Below are 21,122 nucleotides of genomic sequence, written 5' to 3'. Positions count from 1 at the left end.
GCGGAAGATTCATTCAATCACCGCTCCGGAGCCTGCGGCGGAACGGCCGGCGGCCAGTTCCTCTTTCAGCCCCACAACCGGCGATGAGGGCCTCCACCCGGGTTCCACCCGGGGGTTGAAGGTATTCGGAAGCCCGCGCCGGATAGTCGAGCCATGAACCTTTCCGACTGGATCATCGACATCGCCCTCGTCCTCATCGTCTTCCGCCAGCTGCGGGAGGAACGGCTCAGCCTCCGCACCGTGCTGCTGCCGCTGGCCCTGGTCGGGTGGGCGACCAGCCACTACCTGCGCAGCGTGCCGACCGCCGGCAACGACCTGGTGCTGATCACCCTGTTCGCGGCGGTCGGGGTCGTCTTCGGCCTCGTCGGCGGCCTGCTCACCCGGGTCCGGTACGCGGACGGGCACGTGCGGGTGAAGGCCACCCTCGGCGCGGCGGCCCTGTGGGTCATCAGCATGGGCTTCCGGCTCGGCTTCGCCGTCTGGTCCACGCACTCCTCCGGCGCCGCGCACCTCGCCCACTTCTCCGTGGCCCACGACATCACCACCGGCCAGGCCTGGGTGGCGGCGCTCATCCTGATGGCCTTCGGTGAGGTCGCCGTCCGGCTGGGTACGATGGTCATCCGCGGCCAGGTCCTCACCGCGCGTGCCAGCCAGGAGAAGCAGTTCGAGCTGTCCCCTGCGGCCCGTCCCGACAGCTACGTCTGACCGGCGGCTACGTCCGATCGAGGGAACCGGGATGTCGACAGTGCGGCGCAGCGGTGATGACGTGTGGTGGCGGTCCGTCGACCGCGGCAATCTGACCGGCGGGACCGCGATGATCGCCTGCGGGGCGGTGACCGTCCTCGCGGCCACCGGCTTGATCCTCCGGCTGGTCGTCGGCGTGCTGGTGCTGTGTGCCGCGGTCGGCAACCTGGCCATCCGGCGGCCCCTGCCCCCGCGCTGGGGGAGGTTCGCGGCGGCGGTCACCATCGGCTCCGGACTCGCCGCCACCGCGTTGGTGCCCGGTGGCCTGGGCTCGGTCCCGGTGATCGGCGGGGCCTCCGTGCTGCCGAGGTGGGTCCCGGCGGGCCCGGCGCGCATCGTCTGCGTCGGGGCGGTGTCGGTCGCCTTCGGGGTGATCATCATGGCCGTGGTCGGCAGCCCGGCCGGCCTGCTGGCCGGGCTCGGGCCCTGGGCCATCGCGGACCGGGCCGTCGAGCACGACGAATTGCAGGCCGAGCGGGACCGCGCGGTCGCCCTGCTGGCCGAGTTGGAGGCCTCCCGGCAGGCGCAGCAGGAGGCGGCGGCGGCCGAGGAGCGCAACCGGATCGCCCGCGAGATGCACGATGTGCTCGCGCACAGCCTCGCCGGACTCTCGATGCACCTGCAGGCCATCCGCGCGATCGCGCGCCGGGAGAACGCTCCGGCCTCGCTGACCGACCCCCTGGACCGCGCCGCCGGTCTCGCCCGCGACGGCGTCCAGGAGGCACGGGCCGCGGTCGGCGCCCTGCGCGCACCCCACCTGCGCGGCGTCGACGACCTGAAGGCGCTGGTCGGCGGCTTCCCCGGCGAGGCGGAGCTGCTCGTCACCGGCCGCCCCGGCCGACTGGACCCGGAGGCGGGCCATGCGGTGTACCGGGCGGTGCAGGAGGCCATGACCAACGCGGCCCGCTACGCCACCGGCAGCGCGATCGAGGTCCGGGTCGCCTGGGACGAGCGGGGGCTGCGGGTCGATGTCCGCGACCACGGCCTGCCGGTCGGAGGCCGGCCCTCCGGGGTGAAGGGCAGCGGCACGGGGCTGCGCAGCATGGGCGAGCGGATCGAGGCGGTCGGCGGGACGGTGGGCTCCGGGCCGCAGCCGGGCGGCGGCGGATGGCACACCGAGGTACGGGTGCCGCTGAGCGGAACTGGGGCCGGTGGGCCGGACGGGGCCGGAGTCCGCGGGTGAGTCCGCGGGCGGCAGGATAGGGGCGTGAGCGGCTGGGCTGCCGTCCGGGCACCGGACACCGAGCGCGTGCGGAAGGGTGGAGCGGTGACGATTCGGGTGCTGGTGGCCGACGACCAGGCGGTGGTGCGGGACGGGGTCGTCCTGCTGCTGTCCTCGGCCGACGACATCGAGGTGGTCGGCCAGGCCGGTGACGGGGGCGAGGCCGTACGGCTGGCCTCGGAACTGCGCCCCGACGTCGCCCTGGTCGACCTGCGGATGCCGGTGCTGGACGGCGCCGAGGTCACCGCCCGGGTGGTCGCCGCCGGCCTCGGGGTCCGGGTGCTGATCCTCACCACCTACGCCGACGACGACGCGGTGCTGCCGGCGTTGCGGGCGGGAGCGGCCGGCTATCTGACGAAGGACGCCACCAGCGAGGCGCTGTTGGCCGCGGTCCACGACGTGGCCGCCGGACGGACCGTCCTCGACTCGGCGGTGCAGCGGCGGCTGGTCCAGCTGCTCATCGACGAGCCGAACGCCGCCGCGGCTCCCACCCCCGTCCCGGCCCAGGAACCGCCGCCCTCCGCCGAACTCCCGGTCGAGGCCGGGGGTCTGACCCGCCGTGAGGTCGACGTGGTCCGGCTCGTCGCCCAGGGGCTCAACAACCGGCAGGTGGCCAGGGCGTTGGTGGTCGGCGAGGCGACGGTCAAGACCCACCTCAACCACGTACTCTCCAAGCTTGCGATGGACGACCGCGCCGCCCTGATCGCCTGGGCCTGGCGGCACGGCCTGGCCGACCAGGGCGGTGGCACGCAGCAGACGGGGAACGGGTCGTGGAACTGACGTTGATCGCCGTGTTCGGCGTGATCAGCATCGTCGCCGTGGCGGTGGTGTCCCGGCGGATCGGGGTGGCCGCGCCGCTGGCCCTGGTGGTGGTCGGGATCGTGCTCAGCTTCCTGCCGGGGGTGCCGCACATCGAGGTCGAGCCCGAACTCGTGCTGACCGTGGTGCTGCCGCCGCTGCTGTACGCCTCGGCGGTGCACATGTCCGCGATCGACTTCCGGCGCGACCTCAAGGCGATCCTGCGGCTGGCGGTGCTTCTGGTGGTCGCCACCACGCTGTGCGCGGGCTACCTGTTCAGCTGGCTCCTGCCCGGCCTCGGACTGGCCGCCGCGTTCGCGCTGGGCGCGATCATCAGCCCGACCGACGCCGTCGCGGCCACCTCCATCGGCAAGCGGCTCGGGCTGCCGTCCCGGCTGATGACCATCCTGGAGGGCGAGGGGCTGGTCAATGACGCCACCTCACTTGTACTGCTGGGCTCGGCGGTCGCCGCGATGACCTCCACCGTGCACCTGTGGAAGGTGGGGGTCGACTTCGTCCTCTCGGTGCTCATCGCCACCGTCGTCGGCGTGCTGGTCGGCCTGCTCACCGTCCTGGTGCGGGGCCGTCTCGCCGACGCCGTGCTCAATACGGCCCTCTCGTTCGTGGTGCCCTTCCTGGCCTTCCTGCCCGCCGAGGCGATGGGCGCCTCGGGCGTCCTGGCCGTCGTGACGACCGGGCTGGTCAGCGGCCACCTCAGCCCCCGGTTCCTGCGGGCCAGGGACCGGCTCGCCGAGGAGGTGAACTGGCAGACCGTGGCCTTCCTGCTGGAGAGCGGGATCTTCCTGCTGATGGGCCTTCAGCTGAGAACCCTGGTGGACCAGGCGCAGGACGCCGGACAGGGCATCGCGCACGCCGTCGGGATCGGGCTGCTGGCCTCGCTGCTGGCGATCGCGGTCCGGATCCTGTTCCTCGGACCGCTGGTGGCCTCGCTCAGGCGCGACGCCGACAGGGCCGAGAGCTTCCGGACCGCGCTTGACGACCTCGCCGACCGGCTCAGCACCGGCCAGGAACTGCCGCACCGGTTCAAGAAGACCGACCCGAAGCGGCTGGAGGGCCGGCTGCGGCGGGGCAGGAGCGACGCCGAGTTCCGGATCAATGAGACCTTCGGCTGGCGCGGCGGGATGGTGATCGCCTGGTCCGGGATGCGCGGCGCGATCACGGTGGCCGCCGCCCAGACCCTGCCGACCGACACCCCCTACCGGCCGCAGCTGCTGCTGATCGCGTTCGTCGTGGCCGTGACCACGCTGCTGCTGCAGGGCCTGACCCTGCCCCGGGTGATCCGCGCGCTCAGGATTCCCGGCGACGACGCCGCCGCCGACCGCGCCGCCTTCATCGACCTGTCCTCCGAGCTGGCGGCCAGAGTGACCGACGCGCTGGCCGACCCCGGGCTGACGACGGCCGACGGCGCCCCCTACGACCCCGCGATCCTGGACCAGGTCCGCACCTGGACCGCGACCCGCCGCCAACCGCCCGCCCCGGCCGGCACCGTCGCCGAGGGCGTCGACCCGCGGGAGCAGTACCGGGACCTGATACTGGCCGCGGCGAACGCCAAGCAGGACGAACTGCTGTCCATCCGCTCGACCGGCGCCTACAACTCCCGCGTCCTCGCCCAGGCCCAGGCCATGATCGACAACGAACTGGCCCGCTTCCAGGAGCCCGAGGGCTGACCGCGCGCCGCCCCCACCACGGCCGGGGCCTGCCGCTCAGGCGCCCGCGCCGCCGTCGACCGGCACGATCGCACCGGTCACCATCGACGCCCGGTCGCTGAGCAGCCACGCGGCCGCCTCGGCCACCTCATGGGGCTCGGCCATCCGTCCGAGCGGGATCGACGCCTTGATCCTGGCGACGACGCCGGGGGTCGCCGCCTCCCACGCGTCGATCATCTCGGTGGCGGTGCCGCCGGGGGTGATGCCGTTCACCCGGATGCCGTCCTTGGCCCAACTGACGGCGGCGGTCTCGGTGATGCTGTTGAGGGCGCGCTTCATCGCGGCGTAGGCGGGGAGGGCGGGGTTCGCGCGGCGGCTGCCGATGCTGGAGGTGTTGACGATCGCCCCGCCCCCGTTCCGGCGCATGAGCGCGGCCTCGGCGTTCATGGCGGTCCAGTGCGAGCGGAAGTTCACGGCGAACTGCTCGTCGATGTCCTCGTCGGTCGTGGCGTCCAGCGGGCCGGGCTGCCGCTGACCGGTCGCGCCGTTGTTGAACGCGCCGTCGAGCCGTCCGTGCAGTTCCTCGACCCGGTCGACGGCGGCGCGGACGCTCGCACGGTCGGCGAGGTCCAGGGTCACCGCGTCGGCGACACCTCCCCCGGCGCGGATCTCGGTGACGATGCGGTCCAGGGCGTCGGTGCCGCGGGCGGCGAGCACCACGGCGGCGCCCTCCCGGGCGAAGAGCTGGGCCGCGGCTGCGCCGATGCCGCGACTGGCGCCGGTGATGAGGACGACCTTGCCGGTGAGCAGGCCGACGGGTGCGGTGTTGGTGGGTGCGGTGTCGGTGGGGTTTGTCATGCTGCCAGTCTCAGCCGGTCTCCGGGCCGGATTCAGGCACAGGCAGTACCAGGATCCGTCGCCGCACCGCGTGCACACTTGGGGTATGGACAAACAGGAGCTCGCAGCCTTCCTCCGCAGCCGCCGCGAGCGGCTCCGGCCGGAGGACGCCGGCCTGCCCTCGGGCCCGCGACGCCGGACACCGGGTCTGCGCCGCGAGGAGGTGGCGGTCCTCGCGCACATCTCCACGGAGTACTACGTCCGGCTGGAGCAGGGCCGGGCGCCGCGGCCCTCGGGCGAGGTCCTCGCCGGGATCGCGGGCGCGCTGCGGCTCACCGACACCGAGTCCGACCACCTGCACGTGCTCGCCGGCACCGCACCGAGCCGTACCGGGCTGCACCGGCGCGACGTCCGCCCGAGCATCCTCGCGCTGCTGGAGCGGCTGCCGCAGACGGCCGCCTTTGTGACCTCCGCCGTGTTCGAGGTGCTCGCCTGGAACGACCTCGCCGCCGCGCTGATGGAGGACTTCGCCGAGCTGGCCCCGGAGGACCGCAATCTCGCGCGCCGGGCTTTCCTCCGGCCCGCCCGCGCCGAAACAACGCTGTACGGGGTCTCCGACGCCGCGGAGTTCCGGCACCATGTGGTGATGGGGCTCCGATCCACCCTCGCCCGCTACCCGTCCGACCCCGCGGTGACCGCACTCATCGACGAACTCCGGGACTCCAGCGCGGAGTTCGCCCGGCTCTGGGAGCAGCACGACGTCCAGGCCGCGCCGATGCTCACCAAGACCTTCCGGCACCCGGTCGTCGGGGAGATCACCGTCGACTGCGACGCGCTCACGCTCACGGACCGGGACCAGAACCTGGTGCTCTACAGCGCGCCGCAGGGATCCCGCAGCGCCGAGGCGCTGGCGCTGCTGAGCGTCCTCGGCGCCGAGGCCGGCGACTACCGGCGGTAGCGTCCCGTCCCGACAGTCCCGGGAGGTCCGGCACAGTCCGGATGCCGCTCAGGCGCTGTCGAGCTGGACCGAGACGGCGACCCGGCCCCGGTCGTCGCGTCGGGCCAGAGCCTGGCCGTGGCGCTCGGTCCCGTCCAGCCGCAGGGTCATCGGGCCGCCGTCACCGGTGAAGTTGCGCCACCAGGTCTTGGCGTCGGGCATCATCACGGCGATGGTCACCACATCCCCCTTGCGCCGGTAGCCCACCGGCGTGCTGACGGTACGGCCCGAGCGCCGCCCGGTGTAGGTGATCACGGCGAAGGAGCGGCCGACCAGCCGTCCCCACCGCGGTGAGGACACCAGCGCGGACACAGCCGCGTTGGCCGGAACGGCCAGCCGTGCCACCAGTGTTCTGCGCTGTCCCACGAGACCTCCGGGCATTGTCGAATGGCGTCACCCCACGGGGCGGCATGCCCATGGGGCGCCAAGCCCAGGCTACGTGGCCCGGAAGGTGACGGCGACGGTCAGCCCCCCGTCCGGGCCGGGGTCGGCGGTGATGTCCGCGCCGTGGGCCTCGGCGATGGATCTGGCGATGGACAGGCCCAGGCCGTGACCGGTGCTGCCGATGCGGTCCTGCCCGAGGCGGCGGAAGGGCTCGAAGAGGTCGGCGACCTGCTCCTGTGCCACGGTGCCACCGGTGTTGGCGACGGTCAGGACCCGTTCGGTGAGGTGGACCGTGACGGTGCCGCCCGGCCGGTTGTACCGCAGCGCGTTGTCGAGCAGGTTCGTCAGCAGCTGGCACAGCAGCACGGGATCGCCTTCCACCCGCAGCAGCTGATGGACCGTCAGGGTGACGGAGACGTCCCGCGCCCGGGCCGCCGGGCCCAGTCCTTCCACCAACTGCCCTGCCAGTGTGCTGAGTTCGACCTGTTCGGTCTGCTGCAGGCCGCGGTCGCTGCGGGCCAGCAGCAGCAGGGAGTCGATCAGCTGTTCCGCTTCGCGGTTGACGCTCAGCAGGTCCTCGCGCACCTCCGCCAGGCCGTCGGGCAGCGGGTCGGCCAGTCCGACCTGAAGGCTGGTGCGCTGCGCGGCCAGCGGCGTGCGCAGTTCGTGCGAGGCGTTGCTGACGAAGCGCCGCTGGCTGTCGAACGCCTTCTCCAGGCGGTCGAGCATGATGTCGAAGGTGTCGGCGAGTTTGTGGAGCTCGTCGTCCGGGCCGGTGAGGGCGAGTCGCTCGTGCAGGTTCTGCTCGCTGATCCGGCGGGCCGTGTCCGTCACCGCGATCACCGGCCGCAGGGCGCGTCCGGCCAGCCACCACCCCACGAACGAGGCCAGCAGAGTGATCAGCACCAGCCCGACGCCGGACCACAGCAGCATCTGCTGCAGTGCCGCGTTCTGCACCGCGGTCACGGTCCGGTCCACCAGTTGGACCGCGATGCCGTCGGGCTCGGCACCCCCGCCGGCGTTGCCCGTCCTCCCCGCAGTCGCCGGGCCGGCCGGGGTGGTCGGGCGCAGCGGGCTGGTCGTGGCGTACGGTGCCGCGCCGGTCGGCCCCCCGGTGCCGCGCACCAGGTCGATGCCCTGCACCTGCTGCGCGGTGCCGTAGCGGGCCAGCACCACCACAAAGGCCAGCAGCACTACTCCCGCCAGCACGAACAGCGTGGCGAACGCGGCGGCGATCCTGGTCCGGAAGGACATGGCGCGCAGGGCGCCGCGGAGGCGCGCCGGGCGGGTCAGCGGCACAGCCGGTACCCCTCGCCCGCATCGGCCACGATCGCGTCCGGGACGCCGAGCTTGCCCCGCAGCCGACTGACGGTGGCGCGCACCGCACTGGTGCGCGGGTCCAGGTTCTCGTCCCAGATGGAACGCACCAGCTCCCGGTGGGTGACGGCTTCGCCGCGCGCCTCGATCAGCATCAGCAGCACGGCGAACTCCTTGGGCGTGAGTTCGACCGCCCGGCCGTCGACGTGCACCTCGTGCCGGGTCAGGTCCAGGGAGATGCCCTGGTACTCGTGGACGACCGACGGCGGCTTGGGCGCGCGGCGGCTCAACGCCCGTACCCGGGCGACCAGTTCGGTGAAGTCGAAGGGCTTGCCGAGGTAGTCGTCGGCGCCCAGCCGGTCCAGGCCGTAGACCCGGTCCTCCAGCGAACCGGCCGCGGTCAGCATCAGGATCGGCGGCGGGTCGCGCAGTTCGCGCAGCCGCAGGCAGACCTCGTCGCCCGTCATCACCGGCAGGTCGCGGTCCAGGATCAGCACGTCGTACGCGGCGAGCAGGCACATCCGCTCGGCCTCGTCGCCCGAGGCGGCGATGTCCACGGCCATGGACTGCCTGCGCAGGCCGGTGGCGATGGTCCGCGCCAGGATCGCGTGGTCCTCGGCCAGGAGAACTCTCATGGGATCAGAGAAGCACGCCGGGGATTGCAGCGGGATAAAGACGGCCGTCCGGCGTGTTCGGCCCGCTGAGCAGGCCCGGAACCCGTCGCTCTTATACAGCCGTAACAGCCCTTATGCCGTTGCGCGGGCCGGGCTGGTGTTGTTCGCTCCATGAACTTCGTCAAACGGGCTGCTTTCAGTCTGAGGGCCCGAAAAGGAAAGACCGGCATTCTGCTCGGCATTTTCCTGGTGATCTGCACCCTGCTGCTCGGCGGTTTCCTGCTCCAGGACGCGACCGCCCGGCGCCAGGCCGAGGCTGGACGGCGCATCGGGGTGGACGTGACCGTGCGCGGCGCCGAGCTGACCTCGCGGACGGTCGACACCCTCGGCGCCTCCCCGCCGGTGCAGCGGTACAACCCGATGCTGCGGGCAGTGACCGAACCGCAGGGGCTGACCCCCGTGGTCTCGAACCTGCCCGAACCCCGCCGATCCGAAAGGGCAGGCGACGGCGGCAAGGACGGGCTGACGGTGTACGGCATCCGCGACTCGGGGATGCTGCTGGACTTCGCCACCGGCACCACCACGATCGTCTCCGGACGCGCACTCACCGAGCAGGACCGGGCCCGCAGGGTCGTGCTGATCGAGCAGCGCCTGGCCGTCAGGAACCGGCTGAAGGTCGGCGACCGGGTCACCCTCGCCTCCGCCGACGGAAAGCGCACGGCCGCGTTCGAAATCGTCGGCCTGTACCAGGACCCCCGGCCGGATCCGCCCCAGTGGGTGGCGCCGAGCGAACTGTCCGCGAACCAGGTGTACGCGCCGGTCGCCGCCCTGACCGCACTGGGCTTCGGCGACCGGCCCGAGGAGGCGGTCTTCAAGGTCGGCTCCCCCGGACAGGTCCAGCAGCTGCGCGCCGAGGCCGCCCGGCTGCTGGGCGCCCGCGGCTTCCGCTTCGACGTCAACGACAAGGCGTACCGGGACCAGGTCCTGCCGCTGCAGCGGGTCGGGTCGTTCACGGCCGCGCTGGTCTGGCTGATCACCCTGTCCGGCGCGGTGATCCTCAGCCTGATCGTGGCGATGACGATCCGGGAGCGGCGCGACGAACTGGGCATGCTGCTCGCCCTGGGCGAGAAGAAGTGGAGGCTCATCGGCCAGCACACGGTGGAGGTCGCCGCCGTCCTGCTGCCGGCCCTCGCCCTGGCCGCCCTGGCCGGTCAGTCGCTGGCCCACCGGGCGGGCAGCGCCCTGCTGGCCCACGAGCAGCACAGCGTCACCGCCGACCGGATCCCCTCGTTGGCGCCGCTCCCGCAGGCGCCTCAGGTCCCGCAGGAGGCGCAGGCGCCGCAGGTCCGGATGGATGTCGGCGAGCTCGGCAAGGTCGCCGGCATCGGGCTGGGCATCGCCCTGGTCTCCACCGTCGTCCCGGGCATCGGGATCCTCCGGCTGCACCCCCGCTCCATCCTCACCGACACCGAATAGGCCCCCACACCCATGAACTTCGTCAAACGAGCCGGCTTGAGCCTGTGGTCGCGCAAGGCCAGGTCCCTGATCACCCTGGGCACCTTCCTGGTCATCTGCACCATGGTGCTGGCCGGCCTGCTCATCAACACCGCCACCGGACGAGCCGCCGACAGCGCCAAACGCACCCTGGGCGCGGCGGTCACCCTCGGGATGGACCTCGGCGGCCTGTCGGGCAACCAGTTCCAGGCCCCGCAGATCGGCTCGGACGTCGTCGACCGGATCGGCGCGTCCCCGCTGGTGGCCAAGTACAACTACACCTACGTCGACGGCACCCAACTGCTCGGCGGCCCGAAGCTCGTCAGCGACAAGCCGCTCACCTCCGACGCCCCGCCCAACTACACCCTGGCCACCGGCGTCAGGGACTCCTCGCTGCTGCCCGACTTCGACAACGGGACCTGGACGCTGCTGTCCGGCAGCCCCATCACCGCCGCCGACCAGGACCGCAATGTGGTCCTGGTCGAGGAGCGGCTGGCGAACAAGAACCACCTCAAGGTCGGCGACCGGATCACGCTGACCCAGAACGACCCCGGGGGCCACACCAAGGCCGCGTTCACCATCAAGGGCGTCTACCGCAACCCCTCCGACCAGCCCGACCCGGACTACCAGCAGTTCCCCGGGGACCGGCTGATCGTCCCGGCCGCCGCACTGGGCCGGCTCAACTCCGGCGGCAAGCACGGCCCGGCCCAACTGCAGGGCGCCACCTTCCAGTTGAAGGACGCCAGCGCGTTCAACAGCTTCAAGGCACAGGCCGAACGCACCGCGGGGAACGCGATGCACGGATTCAAGCTCAGCATCAACGACAAGGCCCTCAAGCAGATGACCGGCCCCCTGGACAGTGTCACCACCTCCGCGACCGCGGCCATGTGGCTGATCGGCATCGCCGGCGCACTCGTCCTGGGCCTGCTCGCCGCCCTCGCCGTCAAACAGCGCCGCACGGAGTTCGGCGTGCTGCTGGCGATGGGTGAGAACAGGTGGAAGCTGGTCGCCCAGCAGTGCGTGGAGATCACCGCGGTCGCGCTCCTCGCCATCGCGCTCAGCTCCCTGTTCGCCCAGGGCCTGACCCAGCGGGCGGGCGACAGCCTCCTGCACAGCCAGGCCGCCTCGGCCCTGCAGAAGATCAACGCCTATCAGCCGCCGCCCCCGGGCTCCACCGGGCTCGGCGAGGGCATCGACCCGAACGACGCACCCGTCAAGGGCGCCGACCCCATCGACCGGATCACCGTCCGGCTCCGGCCCGCGGACCTCGGCACGGTCGCCGGCATCAGCCTCGGCGTCGGCCTGCTGGCCACCGCGATCCCCGCCGCCTCCTCGCTGCGCCTCAACCCCCGCCGCATCCTCACCAAGGGCAAGTGACCACCATGACCGGAACCCCCGTCGCACTCGTACCCGTGCTGCAACTGTCCGACGTCAGCCACGTCTACCAGAGCCAGCGACGCCGCACCACCGTGCTCAAGCAGATCGACCTGGACTTCGAGCGCGGCACCTTCTACACCGTTCTCGGCCCCTCGGGCAGCGGCAAGACCACGCTGCTCAGCCTGGCCAGCGGACTGGACAGCCCCACCAAGGGAACCATTCACTTCGACGGGCAGGAGTTGTCGAAGCTCGGCCTGGGCCGCTACCGCAACAAGCACGCCGCCACCGTCTTCCAGCAGTACAACCTGCTCACCTATATGACGGCGCTTCAGAACGTCACCACCGCCATGGAGATCACCGGCGCCAGGCCCGCGACGGGACGGCGCAAGGCCCACGCGCTGGAGATCCTGGCCAAGGTCGGCCTGGACCCCGACACCGCCCACCGCAACGTCCTCAGGCTCTCCGGCGGCCAGCAGCAGCGCGTCGCCATCGCCCGTGCCCTGGCCTGCGACGTCGACATCCTCTTCGCCGACGAACCCACCGGCAACCTCGACGAGGACACCGCCGACGGCATCATCGGCATCTTCCAGCAGCTGGCACACGAACAGAACAAGTGCGTCATCGTGGTCACCCACAGCCAGACCCTCGCCGCACGATCCGACCGGACCCTGACCCTGCGCAAGGGCAGGGTCACGGTGGGAGGCAGCTGAGGCGTCCACCCCAGCCGGCCGGACCCGGAGTTGGGGCTCCCGATCGTGATCGGGAGCCCCGACCTGACTACTTCGCGGTGCGCGCCAGCACCACGCGGTCGATCTCGGCGCCGAAGCCGTCGATGGCGCGGACGGTGAGCTTGGAGGTGCGGCCCCTGGCGGCCGGGGCGCTGTCGATGGCCAGCAGGCAGTAGCCGGTGTAGCGGACCCGGGACCAGGTGACGCTCTCGGCGGTCTTGGTCTGGCCCGGCTCGTTGACGAAGGAGGCGATGGGGGAGACATCGTCCACCGCGCCGTCGTAGCTGTCCTTGGCCGGGAAGGAGTAGAGGCTGTTGCCGGCGCCGCCCGCGACCACGTAGGTGGTGCCCTGGGTGGCGGGGGTGACCGTGGCGCCGCTGGGGGCGGCGGTGGTGACCTTGCCGGCCTTCAGCGGGTCGGTGCGCTCGTAGACGTGGTTGTGCCCGTTGATCACCAGGTCCACGGCGTAGGCGTCGAACAGCGGGGTCCAGTACTGGCGGACGCCGCCCTCGGAGGCGTGCGAGGAGCAGGTGCTGTAGGCGCAGTGGTGGAACTGGACCACGATGAAGTCGATGTCGGCGCGCTTGCGCAGGGCGGCCAGTTCCTGCTTCAGCCAGGCGGTCTGCTTGCCGCCGGTGTAGCCGTTGCCGGACGGGATCTCGTAGGACACGTCGTTGGCGTCCAGGGTGATCACGCCGACGTTGCCGTAGCTGAAGGAGTAGTAGGTGTTCTGCTGCCCGGCGAAGTCGAACCGGGCGGCCAGGCCGCCGTTGCCGTCCGCCGAGTACCAGGGCTCCATCTCGTGGTTGCCCGAGGCCACCTGCCACGGCACGGTCGCCGCCACCGCCTCCACCTGCTGGAAGAAGGAGTCCCAGACCTTGGGGTCGTAGGAGTCGGTGATCAGGCCGTGCCCGGTGCCCTCGGCGTAGGAGACGTCGCCGGCGTGCAGGTGGAACGCCGGGTGCTGACCCGCGATCAGATGGGTGGTGGCCACCGCGTCGTAGCTGATGCCCTGGTCGCCGAAGGCGGTGAAGGTGAACGGGCCGCGCTTGCTCGGCGCGGTGGTGAAGGAGTTCACCACCGCCAGGTTGGCGCGCGGGTCCCAGCCGTCGTGGCCGACCGTGTAGTAGTAGGTCTCGCCCGGGCGCAGCCCGTTCAGCGAGGCGTGCAGGTAGTACTGCTCGACCGTGCTCGGCGAGACCAGCGCCACCGAGTCGATCGGGCTGGTGTCGCTCGCCAGGGTGGACAGCACCCGGACGTCGGCGTGCAGCTTCTCGCCGAGGTCCCGCGGGGAGCGCCCGATCCGGACGAAGGGGTTGCGGACGCTGTTCGTCGCCTGCCAGGCCACGGACATCTGCCGGGTCGGGTCGGCGCCGAAGGAGATGTGCCGCCCGAAGGGGACCACCGTGGAGCCGGTCGGACGGTCCGCGGTCGGCAGCAGCGAGGCGGCGGACCGCAGCGGCGCGGCCGAGGCGGTGCCGGAGAGCCCGGCGGCGCCGACGATCGCGGTTCCCGCGCCGACCAGCCCGCCGCGCAGCATCGCCCGCCGCGAGGTCGCCCGGCGGAACCACTCGTGCTGCTCGGCCATGCTGAGATTGGCTGCCTGCTCAGGAGTCATGCCCTGTTTCGTCATGCCCCGGAGGCTAGGAGCGCGTGGTGGCCCCGAGGCGAACGCCGCCTGAACCAGCAACCACAGCTCCCCGTGATTTCCCATGGGAACGCTGGGAAAAGCAGCAGGTGCGCGGCCTCATTCGCCCGGGGTGAGCACGATGCGCCGGCCAGGGGCGGTGGGGGCGTTCCAGGCCTGCTCGACCTGGCTCAGCGGAACGGCGACGGGGTCGACGGCCAGGGTGCCGCGGGTGATCTCCGCGGCCAGGGCCGGCAGTTCGGCGAGGATGCCGGCGGCGGTGACCGAGCCCTGGCCGCTCCCCATGATCTGCAGGTTCGCCGCGCGCAGGAGGTAGGAGGGCAGGGTGAGTTCGAGTCCTGCCATGGAGCCGATCTGGATCCAGGCCAGCGGCTTGCTGCGTTCGGTGCGGCCGGTGAGCACGGCGGGCATGGCGGCTTCGGTGACCGGCCCCCAGAGGTAGTCGATGACGACGTCCACGTCCCCAGCGGCCTTGGTCAGGCGGTCGGCGACCTCCTTGGGGTCGTCGGTGAGCGTGATGGTCTCGTCGGCGCCCATGCCGGGCAGCAGGCTGAGCCGCTCGGGGTCGCGGCCGGCCGCGACGACGCGGGCGGCGCCGAGGTGCGTGGCGATCCGGACGGCGAGTTGGCCGGCGTTGCCGGTGGCGCCCAGGACCAGGACGGATCCGCCGGGGCGGAAATCGATCCGGCGGCGCAGGGCGACCCAGGAGGACATGCCGGGGTTCATCGCGGCGGCGACGGCGGCGGCGTCGGTGCCGTCGGGCAGGACGACGGCGCGGCGGCGGTCCACGACGGCCTGTTCGGCCATGGTGCCCGGATCGTCGTCATCGGCGATGAAGTAGACCAGTTCCCCCTGCTGGGTGCGGCCGACCGCGTCGATGCCCGGAACCATGGGCAGGGTGCCGTCGGAGGTGTAGTGGGTGCCGTTGGCGGCCGAGCGCACCCGGGGGTGCAGGCCGGCTGCCAGGACGTCGACCAGGATCTGGTCCGCACTGGTGGCGACGGGGGTCGGGAAGGTGTCGAAGCGGGGCGGGGCGTCGAAGGAACGGACGACAGCGGCGTGCATGGGGACCTCCAAAGGTTTGTGTCACGTACCATGTGAACTGTAGTTTGTGCCACGTACCAAGTCAAGCAAGTCAGGCGGAGGAAGCCGCCCATGCCCCCCAGCCACGCCCATCGCCGGACAGCGGACCCGGCGGCCGAGGAGCCGCAGGGCACACCGGACGCCCTGGTCCAGTTGTCCTGACCGCAGCGCTGACGCCCACCGAGCACGCCCAGTTCCGCGCCGTGGCCGACTCCGGAGGGCGGCGCTCGCGACCAGGGCAGATGACAGGCTGGTCAAGATGCGACTCCTTGCGTCTGCAGGTCCCGGTTCGGTCGGCGGGGGTGCGGCTACCGAGGCTGCTGGCCGGCGCAGGCCCTCCAGCAGCCGGGTGATGCCCCGGGCTGCGAGCTCGGCGAGCTTGGAGCGGGTGACGATGGCCGCGGTCTCGCCCTGCCTGCGGACGTTGCGCAGGTCGCCCCGGAAGTGGCGCTGGAGCTGGTCGAACTCCTACTGCGCGGTGGAGCGCCGTCGCTCGGCGGCGGCCCGCAGGAGGCGGTGCTCGCGTCGAGTGCGGGGGCTGCGGTCGGCGGGATTCGGTGTGGACATGCTGCTTCCTTCCATCGGTGCGGTGGCCTGTGCGGTGCGCGGGCGGGTCACCGCGCGGGGCGGATGCCCACGGTGTCGAGGAATGCCTCGATGGAGCCGAGATCCGCGGCATCGGCCACGGCCGCGAGGTAGCCGTCGGGCCGGACCAGGATCCACGGCGGGCCGGCCAGCGCGTAGGCGCTCTGGACGTGGCCGCCGGTGTCGAGGATGTCGCCTCGGGCACCGAGGGTGTGGATGTGCAGACCGCGCCGCCCGACCGGAGCGCGGTTCGCGTCGATGTCGTAGCCGAGCAGGGTCCAGTGGGGTCCCTGGAAGAGGCTGAACAGCCGGGTGGGCCTCCAGCAGCTTCTCCGACAGGCCCAGGACCGCTTCGGCGATCGGCCGGCGCTCCTGCAATTGATCAATTACTTCCCGGCAGCCTCAAGATCACTTCCCGGATTCATGGATACACATGCACATGGGGCCTTCGCTTGCAGCGCTGCCGTGCTCGAAACTGTCCACCTGGGCACAGAAGGGAACGCCACAACCACGCTCCCATTCGTCGTCGGACCGCCTTGAAGTTCATGCCCATATTGCCGGGCTTGCTGATCCCGACGGGATCAGTTCCTTGTCAGGACGGAGGCCGACTGGCCGGCCGACCCCAGCATCGCCACGATGCCGAGCCCCAGCGCAACCCTGCCCGCAGCTATCAGCGGCTCACCGAAGTGTCCTCCGAGGCATCGCCTTCCATGATCGGTTAAGGGAGTCGTCCCAAGTGCCGTCCCGGTCGAAACTCGCAGCCCGGCAGCCACGGGACATGGGTGCCGCAGCACTATGACGCCAGGGGACGTCACCGATCCGGGCAACAGCGTGACCGCAGTTCCGGCAGGCCGCGTGCTCCATCAACTCAGCAGCCAGTCTCTCGACTTGCGCGGTGCGGTCCGCCACCTCCTCTTTGATGCCACGCAGCACATCGTCGGCATTGGACACCCCCGCCGAACCGATGAGGTCGCGCACGAGTGCCGCCGCCTCGATTGCGGTGTCGGCCCGACGCGCGGCGTCCGCCAAGCTTCTCGCACTGCTGCTGCCCGGCGACTTGCTCGCCGTCCGTTCCGCCAATTCGACGGAGGAGCGGTCCGACACCGTCGGCTGGTTATCAGCAGGCTCGCCTGCCGCGTCTCTGTCTCTCAAGCGTCGGCGAGCCACTTCGAGGGCCCATGCCTCAGTGGATGCCTTCTTGGCGACGTTGAAGTGGGTACTGGTCGCCGCATCAATGACCGTATGGAACTCCTCCATCAACGCTCCCCAGTGGTACCCACCGGCGAAGTCCTCAGGGCACCAGCCGTAGTGACGCACGAGTTCATCACGGACTCGAGTGAAATGGTGCAGGCTCTTGCGCACCGGTCCGGAGATGTCAATGTGGAGCCCGACGTGTTCCATACGCGCCAGCATCTCCGGATCCACACCGTCCCACTTCATATGACCGTCGCGGTCACAGGCGTAGTCGACCCAGGACCAGAACGCCTCGGCATCCGCGACATCGGGTGCCTCGCGGTGATGTTGTGGGCAGAGAAGTGCAAAGTTGCGCACATCGTTCGAGCCGCCGAGCGACTCTGGAACCACATGGGCCCTTTCGACCGGTGCCTGCCAGCAGATCAGGCAGATCGGCTCATCGAGACCGAGGTAGTCGGCGATGGCCCGGACCGGTGGTCTGGATCGGCGCTGATCAGGACCACTGTCTCGGTTGCGGACGCCTAAGTCACCATGGTCGTAGGTATGTTCACGATTTGGGTCTTGAATATTCAGAACGTCAGGAATGTCCTCGCGTTGCGGCTTGGGGTTCCTCGCCCGGTAGAGCGGTGTGCTGATCTCCGTCACATACGGGCCGAGGAAGTCCAGCAGGAACTCGCGGATGATCTCCAGGGCATCCGCGTCGTAGCCGCCTGCAGCGTTGCGATGCCCCTGGATGTCCAAGTAGAGGTAGCGCGGGGCGCCAGGCCGTTCCGCTGCAGCCTTCTTGAGGATCGTGAAGAGGCGGGTGGCGCACTTGTTGAAATCCTCTTCGACCCTCATGTCGTGATACAGCGCGATGCCCCTCGGCTTCGCATCGACCTGCACCCCCTCGGGGGGTGTCGCGTTCCGGGCGTCCTGGGGGCAAGCCGAGCCCCGAACCGACATTGCCTTCTGTGGTCTTTCATTCATGGCCGTACCGTAAAGGCCGCCTCTGACAACCGGCCCTTTTCGCCTCCGACTTCGGTTGCAGCAGTGCACGCCCATGCAGAGAACGAGCCGACCCGTGGGTGGCCAGTTGCGGATCGTCCGCGAGTTCTGCTTCTCAGAGCCGGGGCCAGTAGTTGATCAGGCGCTTCCCGGCGATTCCATGATCATTACCAGACTGATGCCGTTTTTCGGACGCACAGCCAGCCAGCATGTCCGCGAACTCCTCGGTCGCGAGGACGGGCCGTCGGTATCCAGGCCCAGTGCCAGGAGAGGAGGTGGGCCAACGTGGCCACGGGTGAGCGCCATTGCGCGTCGGCCGGATTGCCCGTGCGACTACCAGGCAGACGGCGAATTGACCCGCTTTGCACACCACCCTGCCAGGGGCCTGCATCCCCAGGCGCCCGAGGGCACCCTGAGCCTGCGGACTACGTCGCGGCCCGCCGGTGCCACGTTGTACTACCGCCCGGACCTCACTCTTGCCGAAGAGCGCACGCTGCTGCGGAGGAACTACCTGCCACCTCAGGCAGGCCGGGCCGCGCTGGGCCTCATCGGCCCGGACCTTCTGGGAATCGCGGTGGAACCTCAGACGGACGCGACCGTTCTCCACTTCGCCATCGCCGCTCGCACCAGCGCGTTGGAAAAAGACCTCGACGACATCATCTTCGAACATCATCTGCGTATCGAACTACCGCAAGATCCATATGCTCGGCCAGCAGTTGTGCCTCGACGACGCCAGGCCGGGAACGGCGTCCCCCGAAGACCTCTCAGCCATCGCCCCGAGCCGACTGACCTGGGTCGACCACACCTACGAAGCGCTCCCGGCCGGGGAGTAACAACCCGCGCCCTTCACCGCAGCGCTCAACAAACGAGGACGTGCCTGGGAACCAACACCGAGCGGTTCCCAGGCACGTCCTCGTTCGGCCCCGCACACAGCCTCGCAGCGGCTGCCATCGCATCACCGCCTTGCCGTCCGCGCCGACAGGACCGTAAGCCCTGCTTGGTACTGATTTGGCCCCCTGATCCAAGATCAGGGGGCCAAATCGTGAAGCGCCACAGGCCGTTATCGTGAACGACCCTGTCTGTGTCCGAGGGGGGACTTGAACCCCCACGCCCCGAAGGGCACTAGCACCTCAAGCTAGCGCGTCTGCCATTCCGCCACCCGGACCGGGTGGTCAACGCGGCGTTGCCGTCGTGCTGACAGGGAAACAATACCAAGAAAACGGAGTGCTCCCGACCGTGGTCCCGCGGGGTCGGGAGGGCCGGCGCTCCCGCCCGGCGGGCGAGCAGGGGGCGAGCAGGGGGCCGCTGGGGTGGCGTCGGGATGTGGCGTCAAATGGTCGAGCTGGGGCCATGAACGATCAGAAGTCAGCTAGAAACAGACACTTTGTGCAGCAACCTGGGTGCAGCCTGTGCCCACGCGGTCTCATATCGGATGAGTCGACCGGCGCGGCAGCAGAAGACCAGCCGGAGGCCCGTTGCGCAGAGGATGGCGGCACCGACATGCATGTCTGTGGAGAAGTCCCTCCCGACCCCTCCTCCGGAATGCCGCCCGCAAGGCCGACGCCGCCCCCGCCCCTGCCCGGCATCCTCGGCGTCGAGGGGGTCTGGCGGTTCGCCGCACCCGCCGTGGACGTGTCCGTACCGCAGGCGCGGCATGCCGTGCGCGATCTCCTGCGGGCCCAGGGCATGAACGGCGAGGGCTACGACGAGCTGCTGCAGGGGCTGCTTCTGATCGCCTCCGAGCTGGTCACCAACGCCGTCCGGCACGCCGCGCTGCTCTCGCCGCAACTGGTGGTCGAGGTGGTGATCGGCTCCGGCTGGGTGCGGCTCTCCGTGGAGGACAGCCACCCCTACCGGCCCAGAGCCCTGCACAACGACGAGGTCGAGTCCGGCCGCACCGGCGGACGCGGGCTGCTGCTGGTCAAGACCATCACGGCGGAGGCGGGCGGGGTCTGCGACGTCGAGCGCACCGCGACCGGAGGCAAGGTGGTCTGGGCCTCGCTCCCGCTTCCCCGCCCCCGCCCGGAACCGCAGCCCTGACCAGCAGCAGGCCCCGGGGGGGCAGGGCCCCACTCGGATCCAGGGCCTCAGACGATGTCGCGCCACCAGTGGTCCAGCTTCGGCGGGTTGGCGACCTCGATCCGCTCCCCCGGCCTCGGCACCACGACCTGGACGCCGCGGGCGTCCGCGTCCGCGCACAGCCGCTCGACCGGCTCGGACCAGTCGTGCAGCCCCAGCACGAACGTCCCCCAGTGGACCGGGACCAGCAGACCGTGCCCGCTCTCGCCCTGGTTGACGTCGAGGTGGGTGCTGACACCCTCCTCCGGCGTCATGTGCACCGAGCGCCAGTGGTTGCTGTAGGCGCCGACCTGGATCAGCGACAGGTCGAAGGGGCCGTACCGCTCCCCCGTCTCCACGAAGCCGTCGAAGTAGCCGGTGTCGCCGCTGTAGAAGACCCGCTGCTCGGCTCCGATGATCACCCAGGAGCTCCACAGCGTGCCGTCGTTGGCGAAGCCGCGGCCGGAGAAGTGCTGCGCGGAGGTGGACACCAGCCGCAGCCCGTCGATCTCGACCTCCTCCTCCCAGTCCAGCTCGTCGAACCGGTCCGGGCCGATGCCCCAGCGCTCCAGGTGCGCGCCCACGCCGAGCGGCACCACGAACCGCAGCTCGGGACGGGTGCGGGCGAGGGTCCGCACGGTGCGCATGTCCAGGTGGTCGTAGTGGTCGTGCGAGATCACCACGGCGTCGATCCGCGGCAGCTCCTCCAGCGGCACCGGCGGCTGGTGGATCCGGCGCGGGCCGACCGACTGGGACGGCGAGCAGCGCTCGCTCCACACCGGGTCGACCAGGATCCGCTTGCCCTCGATCTCGATCAGCGCGGTGGAGTGCCCGAACCAGTTGACGGCCAGTCCGTTCCCGTCCGACGCTTCGACGTCCCGCACCAGGGGGACGGGCAGGGACGGGCGCCGCTGCTGCTTGCCGAACAGCATCTCCTTGAGGATCTGCCGCCCGCCGCTCACCTCCAGGCCGGGTTCGGCCACCTCGGCGCTCAGGGTCACGCCCTCGGCGCCGGCCGGGTCGGCGAGGCCGACCGCAGCGGCCTTGGCACCAGTGGCATCGGCTTCACCAGTGTCATCAGAGCCCTCGGCAGCCGCGCCCTCCTCGGCGCCTGGTCGCTGCGGCTCCGTGGTGTTGTGGAACACCCCGTCCCGGAACTGCGGCGACGCACGCAGCCGCTCTCCGCGCGCCCCTTCCTTGGGGTCGCCGCCGAACGCGGCGGGCATGTCCCGGGCCGCCCAGGCCAGCGCCCCGACCGCCCCGAGCGCGACCCCGATCGCGCCGGTCGTACCCACTCGAGTCCGCCCCATGACCTGCCACCTCTCGTACGGGCCGTTCGTCGTAACGGCCTCGCTGTTCCGCAAACGGTCGTGCGGTGGCGATTGTTC

The 21,122-nt window shown here is 70.9% G+C and carries 18 protein-coding genes and 1 tRNA gene; 9 read left to right on the top strand and 10 right to left on the bottom strand.

What is annotated here, in order from left to right; genetic code table 11:
- Window positions 1-153: 153 nt before the first annotated feature.
- The 4 genes from ACEZDG_RS20180 to ACEZDG_RS20165 all read left to right on the top strand — a co-directional run bounded on the left by ACEZDG_RS20180 (window position 154) and on the right by ACEZDG_RS20165 (window position 4,452).
- A complete protein-coding gene (locus ACEZDG_RS20180; protein ID WP_380511488.1) occupies window positions 154-705 on the top strand; it encodes a hypothetical protein in 552 nt (183 codons plus the stop codon).
- A 31-nt stretch (window positions 706-736) separates the two neighbouring features.
- Window positions 737-1,927: a sensor histidine kinase gene (locus ACEZDG_RS20175; RefSeq protein ID WP_380511485.1), complete on the top strand. Its 1,191-nt coding sequence runs from the start codon at window positions 737-739 to the stop codon at window positions 1,925-1,927.
- 84 nt (window positions 1,928-2,011) lie between these two features.
- Window positions 2,012-2,746, top strand: a complete 735-nt coding sequence (locus tag ACEZDG_RS20170) for a response regulator (RefSeq protein WP_380511482.1) — start codon at window positions 2,012-2,014, stop codon at window positions 2,744-2,746.
- Window positions 2,737-4,452, top strand: a complete 1,716-nt coding sequence (locus ACEZDG_RS20165; protein ID WP_380511479.1) for a cation:proton antiporter — start codon at window positions 2,737-2,739, stop codon at window positions 4,450-4,452. Before ACEZDG_RS20170 ends, ACEZDG_RS20165 begins: the two co-directional genes overlap by 10 nt.
- 36 nt (window positions 4,453-4,488) lie before the next feature.
- Here ACEZDG_RS20165 and ACEZDG_RS20160 read toward each other — a convergent pair whose 3' ends face one another.
- Window positions 4,489-5,289: an SDR family NAD(P)-dependent oxidoreductase gene (locus ACEZDG_RS20160; protein WP_380511476.1), complete on the bottom strand. Its 801-nt coding sequence runs from the start codon at window positions 5,287-5,289 to the stop codon at window positions 4,489-4,491.
- 85 nt (window positions 5,290-5,374) lie between these two features.
- Between ACEZDG_RS20160 and ACEZDG_RS20155 the strand changes: the two genes are divergently transcribed.
- On the top strand, window positions 5,375-6,226 hold the full coding sequence (locus tag ACEZDG_RS20155) for a helix-turn-helix transcriptional regulator (RefSeq protein WP_380511473.1): 852 nt from the start codon (window positions 5,375-5,377) through the stop codon (window positions 6,224-6,226).
- A gap of 48 nt (window positions 6,227-6,274) precedes the next feature.
- Here the strand turns inward: ACEZDG_RS20155 and ACEZDG_RS20150 are convergent, their stop codons facing one another.
- From ACEZDG_RS20150 to ACEZDG_RS20140, 3 genes are all read right to left on the bottom strand, one after another.
- On the bottom strand, window positions 6,275-6,631 hold the full coding sequence (locus tag ACEZDG_RS20150; RefSeq protein WP_380511470.1) for a nitroreductase/quinone reductase family protein: 357 nt from the start codon (window positions 6,629-6,631) through the stop codon (window positions 6,275-6,277).
- A gap of 69 nt (window positions 6,632-6,700) precedes the next feature.
- Window positions 6,701-7,948: a sensor histidine kinase gene (locus tag ACEZDG_RS20145; RefSeq protein ID WP_380511466.1), complete on the bottom strand. Its 1,248-nt coding sequence runs from the start codon at window positions 7,946-7,948 to the stop codon at window positions 6,701-6,703.
- Window positions 7,939-8,601, bottom strand: a complete 663-nt coding sequence (locus ACEZDG_RS20140) for a response regulator transcription factor (protein ID WP_380511463.1) — start codon at window positions 8,599-8,601, stop codon at window positions 7,939-7,941. The genes ACEZDG_RS20145 and ACEZDG_RS20140 overlap by 10 nt, the downstream gene beginning before the upstream one ends.
- Before the next feature lie 150 nt (window positions 8,602-8,751).
- Here ACEZDG_RS20140 and ACEZDG_RS20135 point away from each other — a divergent pair, with 150 nt between their 5' ends.
- From ACEZDG_RS20135 to ACEZDG_RS20125, 3 genes are read left to right on the top strand one after another with little or no spacing between them, the layout of a single operon-like run.
- On the top strand, window positions 8,752-10,056 hold the full coding sequence (locus ACEZDG_RS20135; protein WP_380511460.1) for an ABC transporter permease: 1,305 nt from the start codon (window positions 8,752-8,754) through the stop codon (window positions 10,054-10,056).
- Between the two features lie 36 nt (window positions 10,057-10,092).
- The gene (locus ACEZDG_RS20130) at window positions 10,093-11,451 is read left to right on the top strand and encodes an ABC transporter permease (protein ID WP_380511458.1); all 1,359 of its coding nucleotides are present in this window, start codon (window positions 10,093-10,095) and stop codon (window positions 11,449-11,451) included.
- Between the two features lie 5 nt (window positions 11,452-11,456).
- Window positions 11,457-12,161 (top strand): ABC transporter ATP-binding protein, encoded by a 705-nt coding sequence (locus tag ACEZDG_RS20125; protein WP_380511455.1) that lies wholly within the window; start codon window positions 11,457-11,459, stop codon window positions 12,159-12,161.
- A gap of 67 nt (window positions 12,162-12,228) precedes the next feature.
- Here ACEZDG_RS20125 and ACEZDG_RS20120 read toward each other — a convergent pair whose 3' ends face one another.
- The 5 genes from ACEZDG_RS20120 to ACEZDG_RS20100 form a co-directional block, all read right to left on the bottom strand.
- On the bottom strand, window positions 12,229-13,812 hold the full coding sequence (locus ACEZDG_RS20120) for a purple acid phosphatase family protein (RefSeq protein ID WP_380511452.1): 1,584 nt from the start codon (window positions 13,810-13,812) through the stop codon (window positions 12,229-12,231).
- A 114-nt stretch (window positions 13,813-13,926) separates the two neighbouring features.
- On the bottom strand, window positions 13,927-14,892 hold the full coding sequence (locus ACEZDG_RS20115; RefSeq protein ID WP_380511449.1) for a quinone oxidoreductase family protein: 966 nt from the start codon (window positions 14,890-14,892) through the stop codon (window positions 13,927-13,929).
- Window positions 14,893-15,524: 632 nt separating this feature from the next.
- Window positions 15,525-15,881: a hypothetical protein gene (locus tag ACEZDG_RS20110; protein WP_380511446.1), complete on the bottom strand. Its 357-nt coding sequence runs from the start codon at window positions 15,879-15,881 to the stop codon at window positions 15,525-15,527.
- A gap of 292 nt (window positions 15,882-16,173) precedes the next feature.
- Window positions 16,174-17,658 (bottom strand): HNH endonuclease, encoded by a 1,485-nt coding sequence (locus tag ACEZDG_RS20105; RefSeq protein ID WP_380511444.1) that lies wholly within the window; start codon window positions 17,656-17,658, stop codon window positions 16,174-16,176.
- 1,100 nt (window positions 17,659-18,758) lie between these two features.
- A tRNA-Leu gene (locus tag ACEZDG_RS20100) sits at window positions 18,759-18,841 on the bottom strand.
- A 377-nt stretch (window positions 18,842-19,218) separates the two neighbouring features.
- Between ACEZDG_RS20100 and ACEZDG_RS20095 the strand changes: the two genes are divergently transcribed.
- A complete protein-coding gene (locus ACEZDG_RS20095; protein ID WP_380511441.1) occupies window positions 19,219-19,716 on the top strand; it encodes an ATP-binding protein in 498 nt (165 codons plus the stop codon).
- A 47-nt stretch (window positions 19,717-19,763) separates the two neighbouring features.
- Here the strand turns inward: ACEZDG_RS20095 and ACEZDG_RS20090 are convergent, their stop codons facing one another.
- Window positions 19,764-21,044, bottom strand: coding sequence for an MBL fold metallo-hydrolase (locus tag ACEZDG_RS20090; RefSeq protein ID WP_380511439.1), 1,281 nt, complete (start codon window positions 21,042-21,044; stop codon window positions 19,764-19,766).
- Window positions 21,045-21,122: the final 78 nt, after the last annotated feature.

Origin of the sequence: Streptacidiphilus alkalitolerans, from assembly GCF_042511045.1 — a bacterium.
GTDB classification, from domain to species: domain Bacteria; phylum Actinomycetota; class Actinomycetes; order Streptomycetales; family Streptomycetaceae; genus Streptacidiphilus; species Streptacidiphilus alkalitolerans.
Note: the sequence above shows the minus strand (reverse complement) of the source record. Positions and strands in the feature narration are given on the sequence as shown.

Excerpts from the sequence above, each read along its gene's own strand:
- ACEZDG_RS20115 (WP_380511449.1), bottom strand. The coding sequence starts at position 14,892 with ATGCACGCCGCTGTCGTCCGTTCCTTCGACGCCCCGCCCCGCTTCGAC.
- ACEZDG_RS20175 (WP_380511485.1), top strand. The coding sequence starts at position 737 with ATGTCGACAGTGCGGCGCAGCGGTGATGACGTGTGGTGGCGGTCCGTC.
- ACEZDG_RS20090 (WP_380511439.1), bottom strand. The coding sequence starts at position 21,044 with ATGGGGCGGACTCGAGTGGGTACGACCGGCGCGATCGGGGTCGCGCTC.
- ACEZDG_RS20095 (WP_380511441.1), top strand. The coding sequence starts at position 19,219 with ATGCCGCCCGCAAGGCCGACGCCGCCCCCGCCCCTGCCCGGCATCCTC.
- ACEZDG_RS20105 (WP_380511444.1), bottom strand. The coding sequence starts at position 17,658 with ATGAATGAAAGACCACAGAAGGCAATGTCGGTTCGGGGCTCGGCTTGC.
- ACEZDG_RS20140 (WP_380511463.1), bottom strand. The coding sequence starts at position 8,601 with ATGAGAGTTCTCCTGGCCGAGGACCACGCGATCCTGGCGCGGACCATC.
- ACEZDG_RS20135 (WP_380511460.1), top strand. The coding sequence starts at position 8,752 with ATGAACTTCGTCAAACGGGCTGCTTTCAGTCTGAGGGCCCGAAAAGGA.
- ACEZDG_RS20120 (WP_380511452.1), bottom strand. The coding sequence starts at position 13,812 with ATGACGAAACAGGGCATGACTCCTGAGCAGGCAGCCAATCTCAGCATG.
- ACEZDG_RS20155 (WP_380511473.1), top strand. The coding sequence starts at position 5,375 with ATGGACAAACAGGAGCTCGCAGCCTTCCTCCGCAGCCGCCGCGAGCGG.
- ACEZDG_RS20180 (WP_380511488.1), top strand. The coding sequence starts at position 154 with ATGAACCTTTCCGACTGGATCATCGACATCGCCCTCGTCCTCATCGTC.
- ACEZDG_RS20160 (WP_380511476.1), bottom strand. The coding sequence starts at position 5,289 with ATGACAAACCCCACCGACACCGCACCCACCAACACCGCACCCGTCGGC.
- ACEZDG_RS20125 (WP_380511455.1), top strand. The coding sequence starts at position 11,457 with ATGACCGGAACCCCCGTCGCACTCGTACCCGTGCTGCAACTGTCCGAC.